This is a genomic window from Parabacteroides sp. CAG:2, from assembly GCF_000436315.1.
Lineage (GTDB): Bacteria > Bacteroidota > Bacteroidia > Bacteroidales > Tannerellaceae > Parabacteroides > Parabacteroides distasonis.
On record NZ_FR885312.1, the window covers coordinates 25,474 to 42,775 of the forward strand.

Here is a 17,302-nt window from a genome sequence, read left to right on the forward strand (position 1 = left end):
AGTCGGTCGTATCGGTATGCAAATCAATGATTCCTTGACCACGGACGACTGGATGGAGGTCTATAAGAAACTGGTGTACTGGGAACTGGAACTGGAAAGCAGCCAAGTGGCAATGACCGATATGCTCCGTATGCAGAAGGAAGAGGCCAATAACGCTTTTGCCAAATTCGTGAAGAAGAATTATGTGGACTGGATACAGAATCCGGTCGATCGCCCGTTGATGAGCCCCGACCTGTTTAAGAAGAAAGTCTTCCCAATGTTGGATAATGACGAGAAGGTTTTCTTTATATTGATCGATAATTTCCGGCTGGATCAATGGCGGGTGGTAAAAGAATTGCTTACTGAGTATTTTACGTTTGACGAGAGCTTGTATTATAGCATACTGCCAACCGCCACGCAATATGCCCGCAACTCTATATTCTCGGGCTTGATGCCTTCGCAAATAGAGCAGATGTTTCCGGATTTGTGGGTAGATGAGGAGAGCGAGGAAGGTAAGAATTTGAATGAGGCTCCATTGATTCAAACCCAGATCGATCGGTTCCGTAAGAAATATACCTTCTCATATAATAAAGTACACGATTCCCAATATGGAGAGAAATTGTTGGCTACGATCCCTTCTCTTACTCGTAATCAACTGAATGTGATTGTGCTGAACTTCGTGGATATGCTTTCGCATGCTCGTACGGAGAGTAAGATGATCCGCGAGTTGGCGCAAAGCGAGGCGGCCTATCGCAGTTTGACTAAATCATGGTTCCAGCACTCTTCTACGCTTGAGTTGTTCAAACGAATCGCCGAGCGGGGAGGAAAAGTAATCGTTACGACCGATCATGGAACGATTCGGGTAACGAATCCGATCAAGGTGATAGGTGATAAGAATACGAATACCAATCTACGCTATAAGGTAGGCAAGAACTTGAACTACAATCCAAAAGAGGTATTTGAGATCCGGGACCCGGAAAAAGTAGGGCTTCCCTCCCCGAATCTAAGCAGTAAGTATATTTTCGCCTACGGAGAGAATTTCTTCGCTTATCCGAATAATTATAACTACTACGTATCCTATTATAAAAATACATTCCAGCACGGAGGAATCTCGATGGAGGAGATGTTGGTGCCGTTTATTACGATGGAACCGAAATAAATATCGTTTTTTTGTTCGTGGATGGTAGGTTTTGTTTAATTTTGCGAAAAAAGAAGTATGTTTATCCATAATGAAATACGTAAGAATCTTTCCTTGTTCTCTGATATATGTAAGAATCATGGGATAAAATCGTTGTATGCGTTTGGATCTTCAGTGACAGAGCAATTCAATCCACAGAGGAGTGATATTGACTTGTTGGTAGAGATGGAGGATATGGATCCTTTAGAAAAAGGAGAAAAATTACTTTCTTTATGGGATAAGTTAGAAGATTTTTTTCAAAGAAAAGTAGATCTGCTTACTCGGAAAAGTTTAAAAAATCCATTTCTTTTGGAGAATATCGATAAAACAAAAATTCTATTGTATGACAATAAAAGAAGTATTTGTCTGACATGATGAGGGCGATAAGCTTGATCGAGTCGTTTACCGCAAATACTAGATCTTATACAGAATATACAATGGATCTAAAGACGCAGAGTGCGGTGGAAAGGCAATTGGCTATTATAGGTGAGGCTTTAAATCAATATGACAAACAACCGGAACGTATATCGCTGAATAATACGCGGCAAATTGTTGGTTTCCGTAATCGGATTATACATGCTTATGATAGTTTGGATGACACATTGGTTTGGGCGATAGTCGTTAATCATTTACCGGCGTTAAAAAGTGAAGTGAAAACATTATTGGAAAATTGTTAAGTTAGATAAGATGAGCACTATAAAAATAGAAAGTTTGGATAAGATCCATGAGGCGGCTAAGGAGTTTATCGCCGGGATGGATGATCGTACGGTCTTTGCCTTCTATGGTCCGATGGGGGCCGGTAAGACTACCTTTATCAAGGCGATCTGTGAGGAATTGGGTGTGGAGGATGTGATCAACAGTCCCACATTCGCTATTATCAATGAGTACCGTAGCGATACGACGGGAGAATTGATTTATCATTTTGATTTTTACCGGATCAATAAATTGAGTGAGGCGGAGGATATCGGAACAGAGGATTATTTCTATAGCGGAGCTTTATGTTTTATCGAATGGCCGGAGAAAATAGATGAGTTGTTGCCCGGAGATGTGGTAGATGTAACGATCTCGGAGAATCCGGACGGTTCACGTACTGTAGAGGTTAAGTAAGTCTATGGATCCTTCCGAATACTTTATCTTATCCTTGTTTATCGCTTTGGGATTGTTCTCAATCGTAGCGGCGATCTGTAATTTTGATTGGTACTTTAAAACCAGCGGGGCGATGACTTTCGTGAACTGGTTCGGTCGTGGCGGCGCACGTATCTTCTATGCGTTGTTGGGAATCGGGCTGATCGCTTGTGGGGCGCTGGGACTTATGTATTGGTGATAAAAAGTAAATTATACTTACTTGTCCTAGTAAGTATAATCAAAATGCCTAAGTAAGTATAACTTCGTTGTCTGATGAAGTTATACTTACTTTGAGAAAGGCCCTATTCCGCTAATTGGAAATCAAGTTGCTTACGTTCCAGATTCGCTTGCGCTACTTTGATAGTGATAGGGTCTCCCAAACGATATTGACGTTTTTTACGACGGCCCAATAAACAATAATTCTTCTCATCAAACTCATAGTAATCGTCATCCAGATCACGGATTGGTACAAGCCCCTCGCATTTATTCTCGTTCAGTTCTACGTAAAGTCCCCATTCGGTGACACCGGAGATAACGCCGTCGAATACCATGCCGAGCTTATCCTGCATGAATTCTACTTGCTTATATTTGATGGATGCACGCTCTGCGTTGGCGGCGACTTGCTCCATGCTGGAACAATGATCGCATAAATCCTCATACTTCTTTTGTATAACACTACGGCCACCGGCTAGATAACGTTCCAGCAATCGGTGTACCATCATATCCGGATAACGGCGGATAGGAGAGGTGAAATGTGTATAGTATTCGAAAGCCAAGCCATAGTGACCGATATTCTCCGTGGAGTAACGGGCCTTTTGCATGGCACGGATCGCCACTGTCTCGATCAAGTTCTCTTCCGGCTTTCCTTGTACATTGTCTAATAAGGAGTTAATTCCTTTGGAGACATCCGTCTTCGTACCGTCTGTTTTCAACTTATAGCCGAAGCGACGGATAAAAGAGGCGAAATTCTCCATTTTATCTGGGTCTGGAAGCTCATGGATACGATAAACAAATGTCTTCTTTGTCTTTCCTTTAGGAGGACGGCCCACGAACTCGGCTACGGTACGATTTGCCAATAGCATAAACTCCTCGATTAACTTATTAGCGTCTTTTGAGACCTTGAAATAAACACGGACTGGTTTCCCTTGTTCGTCGATCTCGAATTTAACCTCATAACGGTCGAAGTTGATAGCGCCACTCTTGAAACGGCGTTCCCGCAATTTCTTGGCAAGGTCGTTCAAGGCTAGAATCTCCTCTTTATAATCTCCCTCGCCGGTTTCGATCACCTCTTGTGCCTCCTCATAGGTAAAGCGGCGGTCGCTCTTGATGATCGTGCGGCAGATCCGGGAGTTTTGTACCACGGCATCGCTATTTAGTTCGAAGACAGCGGAGAAGCATAATTTTTCCTCGTCAGGACGTAAAGAGCATATTTGGTTACAAAGTCGCTCAGGAAGCATCGGTATCGTACGGTCTACCAGATAAACGGAAGTCGCACGGCTTTGCGCCTCTTTATCGATGACACCGTCCGTTTTCACATAATGTGTTACGTCGGCGATATGTACGCCAACCTCCCAGTTCCCGTTATCCAAACGGCGTGCGGAAAGGGCGTCGTCGAAGTCTTTCGCGTCCTTCGGGTCGATCGTGAAGGTTGTTATCCCCCGGAAATCCTCCCGGTTCTCAATTTCCTCCGGAGAGATCGCTTCCGGGATCTTATCCGCCGCTTTTTCTACCGAGGAAGGATATTTGTAAGGCAATCCGAATTCGGCAAGGATCGCGTGCATCTCGGCGGTATTCTGTCCGGCGATACCTAATATATCGATGACCTCACCCAGTGGATTCTTGGCTTCATCCGGCCATTCCACGATACGTACGATCGCTTTGTCGCCGTTCTTGCCCCCTTTCAGTTTATCCTTAGGGATGAAAATATCGTTAGCCAACGTCTTGTTTTCCGTAATCAAGAAGGCAAAGCCTTTAGCTACTTGAAGTTTACCTACGAAAGTACGCTCCTTGCTCTCAAGGATTTCCACGACCTCACCTTCCGGCTCGGCACCTTTACGTTTGGCGAAAAGCTGTACTTTCACTTTGTCTCCATCCATGGCATGCCCGGAATTACGTTCAGCGATAAATACCGGCGTACCTCCGTCTTCAGGGATGAAAGAATTCTTTCCATTGCTGCGGCGTGCGAAAGTTCCTACGGCTAGGGTTCCCAATCCGTTGAGACGGTAACGGCCACGGTCGATCTCGGTGATGATATCCTCGGCGGACAAGTCATACAGGATGTCTACCACCTGCAATTTCTGCACTTGGTTCTCGACTCCGATGATCTTGCTGATTTGTTTATAGTTGAAAGGTTCCTTGGGAGAGGATTGGAATACGGAAATGATAGCTTGGATCATCGCTTCTTTTTTCATACGTTTACCAGATCCTTTGTCCTTTTTGCCTTTTTTCTCTTTGTTATCTTTTTTTGCAGGTTTATTCTTTGCCATTCTGTATAATTATTAGCATTTGTTAGATGTGGAGACAGGAGTATGCCTCTATTTTGCATGCTATGTCTACAAAGTAAACAATTTAAATTGATATTTGGTTTACGATTATGCTACTTTATAACCAAAAATACGGATTATTAATGAAAACAATTCGCCGGCACCCCTTTCGCTCCGGGCTTGCAACAGAATACGCTACCGCTTAGTGGATATTCCTCAAGCTGTTCCTCACTCAATCCGGCACGGGCAGTCGTTATATAAAGCGTGTCGAGCTTATCCCCTCCAAAAGCGCATGACGCTACGTGGGGGGCCGGTACGACAATTTTTGTCAACAGGTCGCCGGTATAGGGATTGTAACAATAAACACCGCCACCTCCCCATTGAGCCACCCAAAGGTTGTCGTTGCAATCTATCGTCATTCCATCCGGGGAGCCGGAGCCCTCGGGTATATTTACGGCTACGCCATCGTACAATATGTCACCGGAGCTATCGTCATACCGGAAACGTATGATCTTACGGGTAGGTGTGTCGTTGTAATACATGTATTTCTTGTTGGCGGACCATACGATCCCATTGGAGATCGTGACTTTTGTCAACTTTGTTTCGACGGTTCCGTCTGCCCATACACAATAAAGGCTGGCAGCCCCTTTAGGCGCGCCAAATCCCATGGTGCCGATCCATAAGCGTCCGGACGGGTCGCATTTCCCATCGTTGCAACGAATCTTCCCGTTATTGTCCGGGATTGGGGCGATAGATGCCGTGTTCCCATCCGTTAGGTTTACACGTATGATCTCGTTTTGTAAAGCGACGACTACCGTACTGTCCGTTTCCGGTACGACGGTAGAGACCATGCGGTCGAACTGCCATGAACGGCAGTTTTGCAAGTCCGGTATATACTCATATAACGTCTTTCCTTCAATATCTACCCAGAAAAGTGTATTGCGATCGGGATGCCAAATCGATCCCTCCCCTGTAGTAGCTTCCGTCCGGAACGCCAGATCGGGGCTGATTATAATAGGATCGTTTATACAAGAGGTTCCTTCAAACATGATAAATGCCAATATTAATTTAATAACTATTTTTTTCATGGTATGCTATGAATCTGAGTTTACAAAGGTATAAATTTGTTTTATAATGCCATGATAAAAGATTATTTATGTAACTTTGCCGCTTAAATAAAATTACCGATGAGCGTAGAGATAAGAGAAGTTACCAGTAAGAAGGAGCTTAAGAAGTTTGTCAAGTTCAATATCGAATTATACAAGGGTAATCCCTATCACGTACCGGGTTTAATAGAGGAAGAGATGATGACGCTGGATAAGAAGAAAAATCCGGCGTTCGAGGTGTGCGACGCTATTTACTTCCTTGCTTATAAGGACGGGAAGGTGGTAGGCCGTATCGCCGGTATGGTGAATCGCCCGAGTAACGAGGCTTGGGGACAGAAACGTGCCCGCTTTGGTTTCGTAGATTTTATTGATGATGACGAGGTGGTTGATGCCCTTTTTGGCGCTGTCGAGAAATGGGCCCGCGAACAAGGCATGGAGGAGATCCACGGTCCGATGGGCTTTACCGATATGGATCACGAGGGTATGTTGATCGAGGGTTTCGATCAGATCGGTACGATGGCTACAATTTATAATTATCCCTATTACCCCAAGCAAGTGGAGCGTATCGGATACGGAAAGGATCAAGATTGGCATGAATTTAAGATCTATATACCGGATGGCGTTCCCGAGAAGCATTTGCGTATCGGCGAGATCGTGAAGAAGAAATACGGATTGAAGGTGCTGAAGTTCAAGAACGCTAAGGAGATTATGCCTTACGCCCGTCCGGTATTCCATACATTGAATGCGGCTTTCGCTCCCTTGTATGGTTTCGCGCAATTGACCGAGAAGCAGATCGATTATTATATCAATATGTATATCCCTATGCTGCGTTATGATTTGGTAACGCTGATCGTAAGGGAAGAGGATAATGCGGTGGTTGGCTTTGGCATCTCCCTGCCCAACCTTTCGAGAGCCTTGCAAAAGGCTCGTGGGCATATGTTACCCTTCGGGTGGATTCATTTGCTGAAAGCGTTGAAGAGCAAACCGAAAGTAATCGACCTGTATTTGACAGGAGTCTTGCCGGAATATCAAAGTAAAGGCGTGAACGCTTTATTATTTAATGACTTGATTCCGGTCTATAAGCGTATCGGTGCCGTTTACGCCGAGAGTAACCCGGAGCTGGAAACGAATAGCGCCGTACAAGCGCAATGGGATTATTTCAAGCGAGAGCATCATAAATCAAGAAGAGCGTATATTAAAAAGTTATAAGAGATATGGATGAGCTGAATTCAACGATACAACAACCTACGGAATATAACGATGATGACATCAAGACACTGGACTGGATGGAGCATATCCGCCGGCGTCCCGGTATGTATATCGGAAAACTAGGGGACGGTAGCTATGCCGATGATGGTATCTATGTGTTGTTGAAGGAGGTGCTGGATAACTCTATCGACGAGTACATGATGGGGTACGGCAAAAGTATCGAGGTGACTATCGAGGAAGGTACGGTAGCCGTGCGGGATTATGGCCGTGGTGTCCCTCTGGGTAAGGTCGTGGATGTGTCTAGCAAGATGAATACCGGCGCTAAATACGATAGCAAGGCGTTTAAGAAATCCGTGGGTTTGAATGGTGTGGGTATCAAGGCGGTGAATGCCTTGAGTAGTTATTTCTTGATAACCAGCTACCGTGACGGAGAGTGTAAGCGGGTGGAATATAGTAAGGCGATCGTCACGGAGGAATCGGATATCCAACCGACCGGGGAGGCGAACGGTACGCAGGTGTTTTTTGTCCCGGATCGGGAGATCTTTAAGGATTATCATTATAAGGACGAGTTTATCGAGGGGCTATTAAAGAACTATGTCTTCTTGAACTCGGGACTTTCCATTATTTACAACGGCAAGCGTTTCTATTCCCGCAATGGTCTGGTGGATTTGTTGAACGAGAATATGACCACCGAGCCTCTTTACCCGATCATCCACCTGAAAGGGGAGGATATAGAGGTGGTTATCACGCATAGCAACCAATATGGAGAGGAATATTATTCGTTCGTGAACGGCCAGCATACCACCCAAGGCGGTACGCACCTTTCTGCTTTCAAGGAGTCTGTAGGCCGTGTCATCAAGGAATATTACAATAAGAATTTCGAGTATTCGGATATTCGTGCGGGTATCGTGGCCGCTATCAGCATAAAAGTGGAGGAGCCTGTATTCGAGAGCCAGACAAAGACCAAGCTCGGCTCGAAAGATATAGGACCGGACGGCCCTACGGTAGCGAAGTTTATCGGTGATTTCATCAAGAATGACCTGGATAACTATTTGCATAAGAATATGGAGACTTCGGAGCTTTTACTGAAGAAGATCTTGGAGTCCGAGAAAGAGCGCAAGGCGATCGCCGGTGTTACGAAGCTGGCCCGCGAGCGTGCGAAGAAAGCGAATTTACATAATAAGAAACTAAGGGATTGCCGGATTCACCTGACCGACTCGAAAGGGGATCTGCTAGAGGAAAGCAGTATCTTTATCACGGAGGGTGACTCGGCTAGCGGTTCTATCACGAAGAGCCGTAACCCGAATTACCAAGCTGTATTTAGTTTGAGGGGTAAGCCCTTGAATAGTTATGGCTTAACAAAGAAAATTGTTTACGAGAACGAGGAGTTTAACTTGCTTCAAGCGGCCTTGAATATTGAGGATGGCTTGGAAGGTTTGCGGTATAATAAGGTGATTATCGCTACAGATGCCGACGTGGACGGGATGCATATCCGTTTATTGTTGATTACCTTCTTCTTGCAATTCTTCCCCGATTTGATTAAGCGTAATCATGTTTATATCTTGCAAACCCCGTTATTCCGGGTACGTAACCGGCAGAAGACGTGGTATTGTTATTCGGAGGAGGAACGCTTGGCTGCCATAGCCGCTGCCGGGAAGAATCCGGAGATCACCCGATTCAAAGGTCTGGGAGAGATCTCTCCCGATGAGTTCAAGCATTTTATCGGCAAGGATATACGCCTTGATCCGGTGACAATGAAGAAAGAGGACCTCGTGAAAGATATGCTTGAGTTCTATATGGGGAAGAATACCATGGAGCGACAGAACTTTATTATCGATAACTTAGTGGTTGAAGAAGATGTCATCAATTGAAAATAAACGTATCGCGCTTTTTCCCGGTACCTTCGATCCTTTTACGATCGGGCATCAATCCTTGGTAAGGCGTGGGTTGGAACTGGTGGACGAGATCGTGATCTCGATCGGTATCAACGATAAGAAGCTTACCTATTTCTCCTTGGAGAAGCGGATGGAAGCGATCTGGAATCTATACAAAGATAATCCAAGGGTGAAAGTCATGTCATATAATCAATTGACGGTGGATTTCGCTAAAGAGGTCGGAGCCGGCTTTATCTTAAGAGGAATCCGTACGGTCAATGATTTCGAATATGAGAAGACGATCGCGGACGTGAATCGTAAGTTGACGGGTATCGAGACTTTTATCTTGTTTACGGAACCGGAGCATACGCATATTAGCTCAAGCATTGTCCGTGAGTTGTTACGCTACGGCAAAGACATTTCCCAATTCGTCCCTAAAGAGACGAGATTGTATTGAAAATTATGAAACGAATATATCTGATGAAAAGAATCGTCTTATCCCTGCTGATCGTCCTAGGTGTGTTTACCGGAGCGACAGCGCAAAAAGCGAATATGGATGCCCGGAAGCTCCAATTGGCTTTATTCGCCATCTCTAATCTATATGTCGACTCTACTAGCGAGACGAAGTTGGTGGAAGACGCTATAGTCGGTATGTTGGATAAGCTAGACCCTCATTCCAATTATATGGATCCGGAGGAGACGAAAGAGATGACCGAGCCTTTACAAGGCAATTTCGATGGTATCGGCATACAGTTCAATATGTTGACGGATACGCTTTACGTGATTCAGGTAATCCCCGGAGGTCCCTCTGAGAAGGTGGGGTTGATGGCGGGCGACCGTATTATCCAAGTAGACGATACCTTGATCGCCGGCGTGAAGATGAAGACTACCGATATCATGAAGAAACTACGCGGACCGAAAGGTACCGAGGTGCGTGTGAAAGTAAAGCGAGGCAAGTCGCCGGAATTGATGGATTTCAAGATCGTTCGCGGTAAGATTCCCGTGTATAGTCTGGATGCCGCTTATATGGCGGATAAGAATACCGGTTATATTAAGTTGAACCGTTTCGCCGCTTCTTCCGCCGATGAATTCAGGGAGGCGTTGGAGAAGCTCCGGAAACAGGGCATGAAGAACTTGATTCTGGATTTGCAGGGCAATGGCGGGGGATATTTGAATATCGCCATAGAGCTGGCGGATGAGTTCTTGGATAAAAACCGGTTGATCGTTTATACGAAAGGGAGTAAGCAACCTCGTGAGGAGGCGAACTCTACCGCTCGCGGACAATTCCAAGAGGGACGTTTGGTCGTGCTGGTGGACGAGTCCTCGGCTTCGGCCAGCGAGATCGTCTCCGGCGCTATTCAAGATTGGGACCGTGGAGTGATCGTAGGTCGCCGTACCTTTGGTAAAGGTTTGGTACAGAAACCGATTCCCCTGCCGGATGGTTCCATGATTCGTTTGACGGTTTCCCGTTACTATACACCCACCGGACGTTGTATACAAAAGCCTTACGAGAACGGGAAGATCGAGGAGTACCACCATGATCTGATCGACCGTTATAACCGGGGGGAGTTGATGAGTGCCGATAGCATTCATTTCCCGGATTCAATGAAGTATAACACCTTGGTTACCGAGCGTACCGTATATGGGGGTGGAGGTATTATGCCGGACGTGTTCATCCCGGTAGATACGGCTCGCTATACGGATTATCACCGGAAACTGGTAGCTTCCGGTTTGGTCAATCGGGTGTCCATGAATTATCTGGATCGTAATCGGAACCAGATGATGGCTAAATATCCGAAATTCCAGCAGTATAAGCAAGGTTTCGTGGTCGGAGAGGATATCATGGAGGAGCTTCTTAAGATGGCCGGCGATGAGAAGATTGAGTTTGAGGAAGAGCAATATAATCGTTCGAAGCCGTTGATCATGCTTCAGATCAAGGCGCTTATCGCACGGGATCTCTATGATATGGCGCAGTACTTCCAGATTATCAATGATGATAATCCAAGTTACCAGAAAGCGCTTCAGATTATTAATAATAAAGAAACTTACAATAGGCTTTTAGGACGTTAGCCAACGTAAACTGATAAGGGTATGTATTGGACGCTTTTTCTGACATTCGTGAAAATCGGTATGTTTACCATCGGAGGTGGTTACGCCATGTTGCCGCTTATCCAGCGGGATGTGGTGGACCGGGGGTGGATGACGAAAGAGGACTTTATCGACGTTTTCTCCGTGGCCCAATCGTTGCCGGGTATTTTCGCCGTGAATATAGCGATCTTCGTGGGTTATAAACTGAAGAAGACATGGGGCGGTTTTGTTTGTGCCTTGGGTACGATTCTCCCTTCTTTTGTAATCATGCTCTTGATTGCGTTATTCTTTACGCAGGTAAAGGATAATGTATGGGTGGAGAAGGCGTTTATGGGATTGCGTCCGGCGGTGGTCGCCTTGATCGCCGTGCCTTGTCTGACAACCGCACGCTCTATCAAGTTGAGTTACGTGCAAATGATCATACCTGTCGGGGCGGCATTGCTGATCTGGATGGGTGGGGTGTCTCCCGCTTGGATTATCTTGGCGGCTATAGCCGGAGGTTTGGTGTATGGTTTAAATAAGAAGGGCTGATATGATTTGGTTGCAATTATTATATGTATATCTGAAGATCGGTATATTGGGCTTTGGTGGCGGGTATGCGATGTTATCCTTGATACAAGCCGACGTGGTGGACCGCTATGGTTGGATTTCCTTGCAGGAGTTTACCGATATTGTCGCTATCTCTCAAATGACACCCGGGCCGATCGGTATCAATAGCGCCACCTATATAGGATATACGGCGGTGCATAATGCGGGGTATTCGGAGACGATGAGTATCCTAGGGTCTTGCCTGACGACATTCGCGGTATGTCTGCCCTCTTTCATATTGGTTCTCTTGATCTCTTATTTCTTCGCTAAGTTCCGGAATAATAAATATGTAGAGGCGGCTTTCCTTGGATTGCGCCCGGCTACGGTTGGTTTGATCGCCGCCGCCGCCTTGCTATTAATGAATAAAGAGAACTTCATCGACTACAAGAGCTTCTTGATCTTTGGTGCCGCTTTCATCCTAACATGGAAATTCAAGGTACATCCTATCTTGATGATCATCTTGGCGGGTATCGCGGGTATTATTTTATATTGGTAATCCCGATGTCGATGGAATTGCCCGTTTAATCGGTGAAAACAGCCCCTTTTTCTAGTCTGGTTGCCCATGTTTTTAAGGTAATATAGTTTTGCTTTCGTAAAAAGATAGAAAACGAAGGCAATATGAAACAATACGCTTTATTATTCGCATGTCTGTTCTTCCTCTGTGTAGGGAGTAAGGCACAAGAGCAACCTACCCGATGGACTTTGCGCGCTTGCTTGGATTACGCTTTGGAGCATAATATCCAAGTAAAGAAAAGCAAGGTGTCGCATCTTTCCGGTATAGAGGATACGAAGCAGGCGAAAGCACAGCTTTTCCCTTCCCTTTCGGCTTCGGTTACCCAAGGATTCGTGAATTATCCTTCGAGCGACGCCGCTACGAATAATAGCTATAGCGGTAATTATGCGCTGAACGCTAAATGGACGCTTTTTGATGGAGGGCAACGTGTACAGGCGATCAAGCAACAGGAAATACAAAATACCGTCGATGAGCTAGGTATCGAGCAAAACGAGGATGATATCCAAATCTCCTTGATACAGACCTATATGCAGGTACTATATGCGATGGAGTCCGTTCGTATCAACCAAAATACGGTCGAGGTATCTACGGCGCAACGGGATCGTGCGGTGGAGTTGCTACGTGCCGGTTCGATCTCGAAAGTGGATTTGGCTCAGTTGGAAAGCCAGTTAAGCACCGATAAATATCAATTGGTCGTAGCCCAGACGAATCTAGACAATTATAAGTTGCAATTGAAGCAATTACTAGAACTGGATATAACCGAAGAGATCGAATTGGTGATGCCGGAGCTTACGGAGAAAGATATCTTAACCCCGCTTCCGAGCAAGCAAACGATTTACAATACCTCTCTGGCTGTGATGCCGCAAATAAAGAGCAGTGAGCTGGCCGTGGACATCGCCGAGCTGGAGAAGAAAAAGGCGAAAGGTGCTTTCCTTCCTTCGCTCTCCATGAACGCCGGGCTGGGTACCGGCCATCTTTCCGGAACGGATTACGCTTTCGGTAGCCAGGTCTGGAATAGTTTCAACGAGAGTGTCGGATTGACGATCAGCATCCCTATCTTCAGTAACCGTCAGTATAAGACGGCCTATAACAAGGCGAAATACGCGATTACCACCAGCCAGTTGGAGTTGCTGAATACCCAAAAACAATTGCTGCAAACCGTGGAGGGGATCTATCTGGACGCTACCTCGTCGCAGACCCAATATACCTCGGCTACCGAACGCTTGAGTTACGTGAAAGAAAGCTATAACTTGATCGATGAGCAATTCAGCCTCGGTATGAAAAATACGCTTGAGCTATTGACGGAGAAGAACAATTATCTGACCGCCCAGCAAGAGCAGCTACAAGCGAAATACATGGCCTTGATGAGCGTTCAATTGCTGAATGTTTATCAGAAGAAGCCGGTTGCGGAGAATTATTAACCCACTAATGGATATATTTACTCCACTCTCTTTTTTCAAGGTTACCCTGCGACGGAGGTCGCGGGGGCCTTTTGAACAAGAATACAACGTAAAACAGAAATAAAACGAATCAGAATATGGACAAGAAGAAACTAATCATGGGCGGTGTTGCCGTTATCCTTATAGCGGGGGGCGTGTTCCTTTTCACGGGCAAATCCTCGAAAGGCGGGATCAAGCTGGAGACCGCTAAAGTAGGGCGCAGCACGATCACGAATACGGTTACGGCCACCGGTACGGTAGAGCCCGTTACCGAGGTTGAGGTAGGTACGCAGGTCTCCGGTATCATCGATAAGTTGTACGCTGATTATAACGACGTGGTGAAAGCCGGCCAACTGATCGCCGAGATGGATAAGATCAACCTCCAAGCCGAGCTTCGTTCCGCCGAGGCGCAATTGGCGAGCAGCAAGACGGAGTTCGAGTATCAACAGAAGAACTACGCACGTAGCAAGGTGCTTCACGAGAAACAATTGATTAGCGATACGGATTATGAGACGGCTACCTATAATTACGAGAAGGCGAGGGCCGCTTACGACCAGAGTCAGGCCTCCATGGTAAAGGTAAACCGTAATCTCGAATATGCCACGATCACGAGCCCTATAGACGGAGTGGTTATCAACCGGGCCGTTGAGGAAGGGCAGACCGTTGCCGCCGGCTTCGAGACCCCGACGCTGTTTACCATTGCCGCCGACTTGACGAAGATGCAGGTAATAGCGGATGTGGATGAGGCGGATATAGGTAATGTGGAGGAAGGCCAACGGGTTAGTTTTACGGTGGATGCCTACCCGAACGATCAATTCGAGGGCGTGGTTCGCCAGATTCGCCTTGGGGATAGCGAAAGCACCTCCAGCGCTTCTTCCAGTACTTCTTCTTCTACGGTCGTTACCTACGAGGTAGTGATTACGGCAGATAATCCGGACTTGAAACTGAAACCTCGCTTGACGGCGAATATCACGATTTATACGTTGGAACGTGCGAATGTCCTGACCTTGCCGAACAAGGCACTTCGTTTTATCCCCGAGCCCGCCATCATGGAATCGTTGGGTATGACCGTGACAGATCCGAATGCGGAGGTACAACCCGGAAAACGCTTGGTTTGGTCCCGCCAAGGAAATACCTTGAGCCCGAGGCAGATTACGGTCGGAACCAGCAACAACAGCGTGACCGAAGTAACCGAGGGCCTGAGCGAGGGCGATGAGGTAGCCGTAGATTTAGCGAGCGCCGCTAACATGCCGGAAGTAGGTGCAGGAGCGGAGCGTAGCCCTTTCATGCCGGGCCCTCCGGGAAGCAACAAAAATAAGAGATAGTTTGCGTCATGAAAGAAATTATCAGATTAGACAATATAAAACGAGACTTCCACGTTGGCGACGAGACCGTCCATGCCCTGCGAGGCGTGTCGTTCACGATTCGCGAGGGGGAGTTCGTTACGATCATGGGAACCTCCGGCTCCGGAAAGAGTACGTTGCTGAACACGCTGGGTTGCCTTGATACTCCTACGAGCGGGGAGTATTACTTAGACGGGGTATCCGTGCGCACCATGAACAAGCGGCAACGGGCGACTCTCCGGAATCGTAAGATCGGCTTCGTCTTCCAGAGCTATAACCTGCTGGCGAAGACAACGGCGGTAGAGAATGTAGAGCTCCCTCTCATGTACAACCCCGCCTATAAAGCGGCTCAGCGTAGGGAAAAGGCGGTCAACGCCTTGATCGCCGTGGGCTTGGGAGACCGACTGATGCATAAAAGCAACCAGATGTCCGGTGGCCAGATGCAGCGTGTGGCGATCGCCCGTGCCTTGGTGAACGACCCGGCGGTGATCCTGGCGGACGAGGCTACCGGCAACTTGGATACCCGTACCTCTTTTGAGATCTTGGTGCTCTTCCAGCGTCTGCACGCCGAGGGACGTACGATTATTTTTGTCACCCACAACCCGGAGATCGCCCAATACAGCAGCCGGAATATCACGTTGCGCGACGGTCATGTAACCGCCGATACGGTGAATACGAATATCTTGAGCGCCGCCGAGGCTTTGGCCCGCCTGCCCAAGAATGATGATTAAGCGATAAACAGAAGTAACAATGAATACGACGAATTTACTAAAGATAGCCCTCCGGGCCTTGGCCAACAACAAGCTGCGGGGATTCCTCACGATGCTGGGTATCATCATCGGCGTGGCTTCCGTGATCACGATGCTGGCCATCGGTCAAGGTTCGAAGCGGAGTATACAGGCGCAGATCAGCGAGATGGGCTCGAACATGATCATGATCCAGCCGGGAGCCGACATGCGTGGTGGTGTCCGCCAAGACGCCTCTGCCATGGAGACGCTGAAGCTACAGGACTACGAGGATATCGTGAACGAGACTCGCTACGTCTCCGCCACCTCTCCCTCCGTGAACAGTAGCGGGCAGGCCATCTATGGCGCCAACAATGCCCCGACCACCGTCTACGGTATCAGCCCGGATTATATGGAGATACGCCGATACGAGGTGGAGGATGGCGATATGTTCAGCGATCAAGACGTACAGACCGCCGCCAAGGTATGCGTGATCGGGAAGACGGTGGTGGATAACCTTTTCCCCGGCGGAGAGAATCCCGTCGGACGGGTGATCCGTTTCCAGAAGCTACCGTTCCGGGTCGTGGGCGTACTGAAAAGCAAAGGATATAACAGCATGGGAATGGACCAAGACGACCTGATCTTAGCTCCATACACAACTATTCAAAAGAAGATCTTGGCCATTACCCATTTGCAAGGCATAACCTGCTCGGCGCTCAAGGAGGAGTACACCGATCAAGCCATAGACGAGATATCGGAGATACTGAGGCGTAACCATAGGCTGCGGGAAACCGATGATGATGATTTCACGATCCGGAGTATGCAGGAGTTGAGTACGATGTTGACAAGTACGACGGATATAATGACGACGTTGCTGGCCGCGGTGGCTGGTATCTCTCTTCTCGTTGGTGGTATCGGTATCATGAATATCATGTACGTGAGCGTGACGGAGCGTACGCGGGAGATCGGCCTCCGTATGAGTATCGGTGCGAAAGGCATGGATATCTTGGCTCAGTTCTTGATCGAGTCTATCCTTATCAGCGTGACCGGGGGATTGATCGGCGTGCTTTTCGGCGTGGGAGCCGCCTTGATCGTGAATGTCGTGGCGCATTTCCCGATCTATATCCAGCCATGGAGCGTACTGCTCTCTTTCGTGGTATGTACCGTCACCGGGGTGTTCTTCGGATGGTATCCCGCTAAGAAGGCGGCCCAGCTCGACCCGATAGAGGCCATACGCTATGAGTAGACGGATGAGGCATGGTCTCCTTACCTGTAAAGGGTATGCATCATACGTATGAGGAACGATGCATTAAACCTATGATGTATGACACCTCATAGCTATGAGGCGAAGGCTCACTAGATAAGGCTACATGGCTCATATAACGGTAGGAATGACTATATTTGCGTAGCACTAAAGAGGATAATAAGATGAATGACACACCACAATCCCCCCCTATCAAAGGTTTGGGAAAGTTGATACACATTGCGGGATGGGGTATCCTATTCTGTTCCCCCTTCTTCTTCACGGGGAGGGAGTCGCAAGTCACGTTCGAGGGGTATCTGCGGAGCATCATCGTGCCGCTCTCCTTCATGCTCGTCTTCTACTTGAATTACGGGTGGCTGGTGAGGCGGTATTTGTTCACCCGCCGGAC

The 17,302-nt window shown here is 47.3% G+C and carries 16 protein-coding genes and 2 pseudogenes; 16 read left to right on the forward strand and 2 right to left on the reverse strand.

Features of this window, described 5'->3' with window-relative positions; all coding sequences use genetic code 11:
- The 5 genes and pseudogenes from porX to QVP94_RS12595 all read left to right on the forward strand — a co-directional run.
- Positions 1-1,138, forward strand: a pseudogene (gene porX / locus QVP94_RS12575) (T9SS response regulator signal transducer PorX); the annotation flags it as partial.
- A gap of 57 nt (positions 1,139-1,195) precedes the next feature.
- Positions 1,196-1,531 (forward strand): nucleotidyltransferase family protein, encoded by a 336-nt coding sequence (locus QVP94_RS12580; protein WP_022192751.1) that lies wholly within the window; start codon positions 1,196-1,198, stop codon positions 1,529-1,531.
- Entirely contained in the window at positions 1,531-1,833 is a 303-nt protein-coding gene (locus QVP94_RS12585) for a HepT-like ribonuclease domain-containing protein (protein WP_229055264.1), read from the forward strand. The genes QVP94_RS12580 and QVP94_RS12585 overlap by 1 nt, the downstream gene beginning before the upstream one ends.
- Positions 1,834-1,843: 10 nt before the next feature.
- A complete protein-coding gene (gene tsaE / locus QVP94_RS12590) occupies positions 1,844-2,263 on the forward strand; it encodes a tRNA (adenosine(37)-N6)-threonylcarbamoyltransferase complex ATPase subunit type 1 TsaE (RefSeq protein ID WP_022192753.1) in 420 nt (139 codons plus the stop codon).
- 4 nt (positions 2,264-2,267) lie between these two features.
- Positions 2,268-2,480 carry an immunity 17 family protein gene (locus QVP94_RS12595; protein WP_005859813.1) on the forward strand — a complete coding sequence of 71 codons (213 nt, stop codon included), beginning with the start codon at positions 2,268-2,270 and terminating at the stop codon, positions 2,478-2,480.
- 103 nt (positions 2,481-2,583) lie between these two features.
- On the opposite strand, the gene rnr is transcribed toward QVP94_RS12595, so the two are convergent.
- Positions 2,584-4,767, reverse strand: coding sequence for a ribonuclease R (gene rnr / locus QVP94_RS12600; RefSeq protein ID WP_022192754.1), 2,184 nt, complete (start codon positions 4,765-4,767; stop codon positions 2,584-2,586).
- Positions 4,768-4,904: 137 nt separating this feature from the next.
- A complete protein-coding gene (locus QVP94_RS12605; RefSeq protein ID WP_022192755.1) occupies positions 4,905-5,813 on the reverse strand; it encodes an SMP-30/gluconolactonase/LRE family protein in 909 nt (302 codons plus the stop codon).
- Between the two features lie 138 nt (positions 5,814-5,951).
- On the opposite strand from QVP94_RS12605, the gene QVP94_RS12610 reads away from it, so the two are divergent.
- The 11 genes and pseudogenes from QVP94_RS12610 to QVP94_RS12660 all read left to right on the forward strand — a co-directional run.
- The gene (locus tag QVP94_RS12610) at positions 5,952-7,079 is read left to right on the forward strand and encodes a hypothetical protein (protein ID WP_005859806.1); all 1,128 of its coding nucleotides are present in this window, start codon (positions 5,952-5,954) and stop codon (positions 7,077-7,079) included.
- A gap of 5 nt (positions 7,080-7,084) precedes the next feature.
- Positions 7,085-8,950: a DNA topoisomerase IV subunit B gene (locus QVP94_RS12615; RefSeq protein ID WP_005867331.1), complete on the forward strand. Its 1,866-nt coding sequence runs from the start codon at positions 7,085-7,087 to the stop codon at positions 8,948-8,950.
- The gene (gene coaD, locus QVP94_RS12620; RefSeq protein WP_005859804.1) at positions 8,937-9,410 is read left to right on the forward strand and encodes a pantetheine-phosphate adenylyltransferase; all 474 of its coding nucleotides are present in this window, start codon (positions 8,937-8,939) and stop codon (positions 9,408-9,410) included. Before QVP94_RS12615 ends, coaD begins: the two co-directional genes overlap by 14 nt.
- Positions 9,411-9,433: 23 nt before the next feature.
- Positions 9,434-11,023, forward strand: coding sequence for a S41 family peptidase (locus QVP94_RS12625; protein WP_022192756.1), 1,590 nt, complete (start codon positions 9,434-9,436; stop codon positions 11,021-11,023).
- Between the two features lie 21 nt (positions 11,024-11,044).
- Complete coding sequence (locus QVP94_RS12630) at positions 11,045-11,572, forward strand: chromate transporter (RefSeq protein WP_005859800.1); 528 nt, start codon at positions 11,045-11,047, stop codon at positions 11,570-11,572.
- Position 11,573: 1 nt separating this feature from the next.
- Positions 11,574-12,125: a chromate transporter gene (locus QVP94_RS12635; RefSeq protein ID WP_022192757.1), complete on the forward strand. Its 552-nt coding sequence runs from the start codon at positions 11,574-11,576 to the stop codon at positions 12,123-12,125.
- Positions 12,126-12,247: 122 nt separating this feature from the next.
- Entirely contained in the window at positions 12,248-13,564 is a 1,317-nt protein-coding gene (locus QVP94_RS12640; protein ID WP_005859798.1) for a TolC family protein, read from the forward strand.
- Positions 13,565-13,680: 116 nt separating this feature from the next.
- Positions 13,681-14,907: an efflux RND transporter periplasmic adaptor subunit gene (locus QVP94_RS12645; RefSeq protein ID WP_022192758.1), complete on the forward strand. Its 1,227-nt coding sequence runs from the start codon at positions 13,681-13,683 to the stop codon at positions 14,905-14,907.
- 8 nt (positions 14,908-14,915) lie between these two features.
- A complete protein-coding gene (locus QVP94_RS12650; protein ID WP_022192759.1) occupies positions 14,916-15,656 on the forward strand; it encodes an ABC transporter ATP-binding protein in 741 nt (246 codons plus the stop codon).
- A gap of 19 nt (positions 15,657-15,675) precedes the next feature.
- Positions 15,676-16,896: an ABC transporter permease gene (locus QVP94_RS12655; protein WP_009275295.1), complete on the forward strand. Its 1,221-nt coding sequence runs from the start codon at positions 15,676-15,678 to the stop codon at positions 16,894-16,896.
- Positions 16,897-17,078: 182 nt separating this feature from the next.
- Positions 17,079-17,302, forward strand: a pseudogene (locus tag QVP94_RS12660) (sensor histidine kinase); the annotation flags it as partial.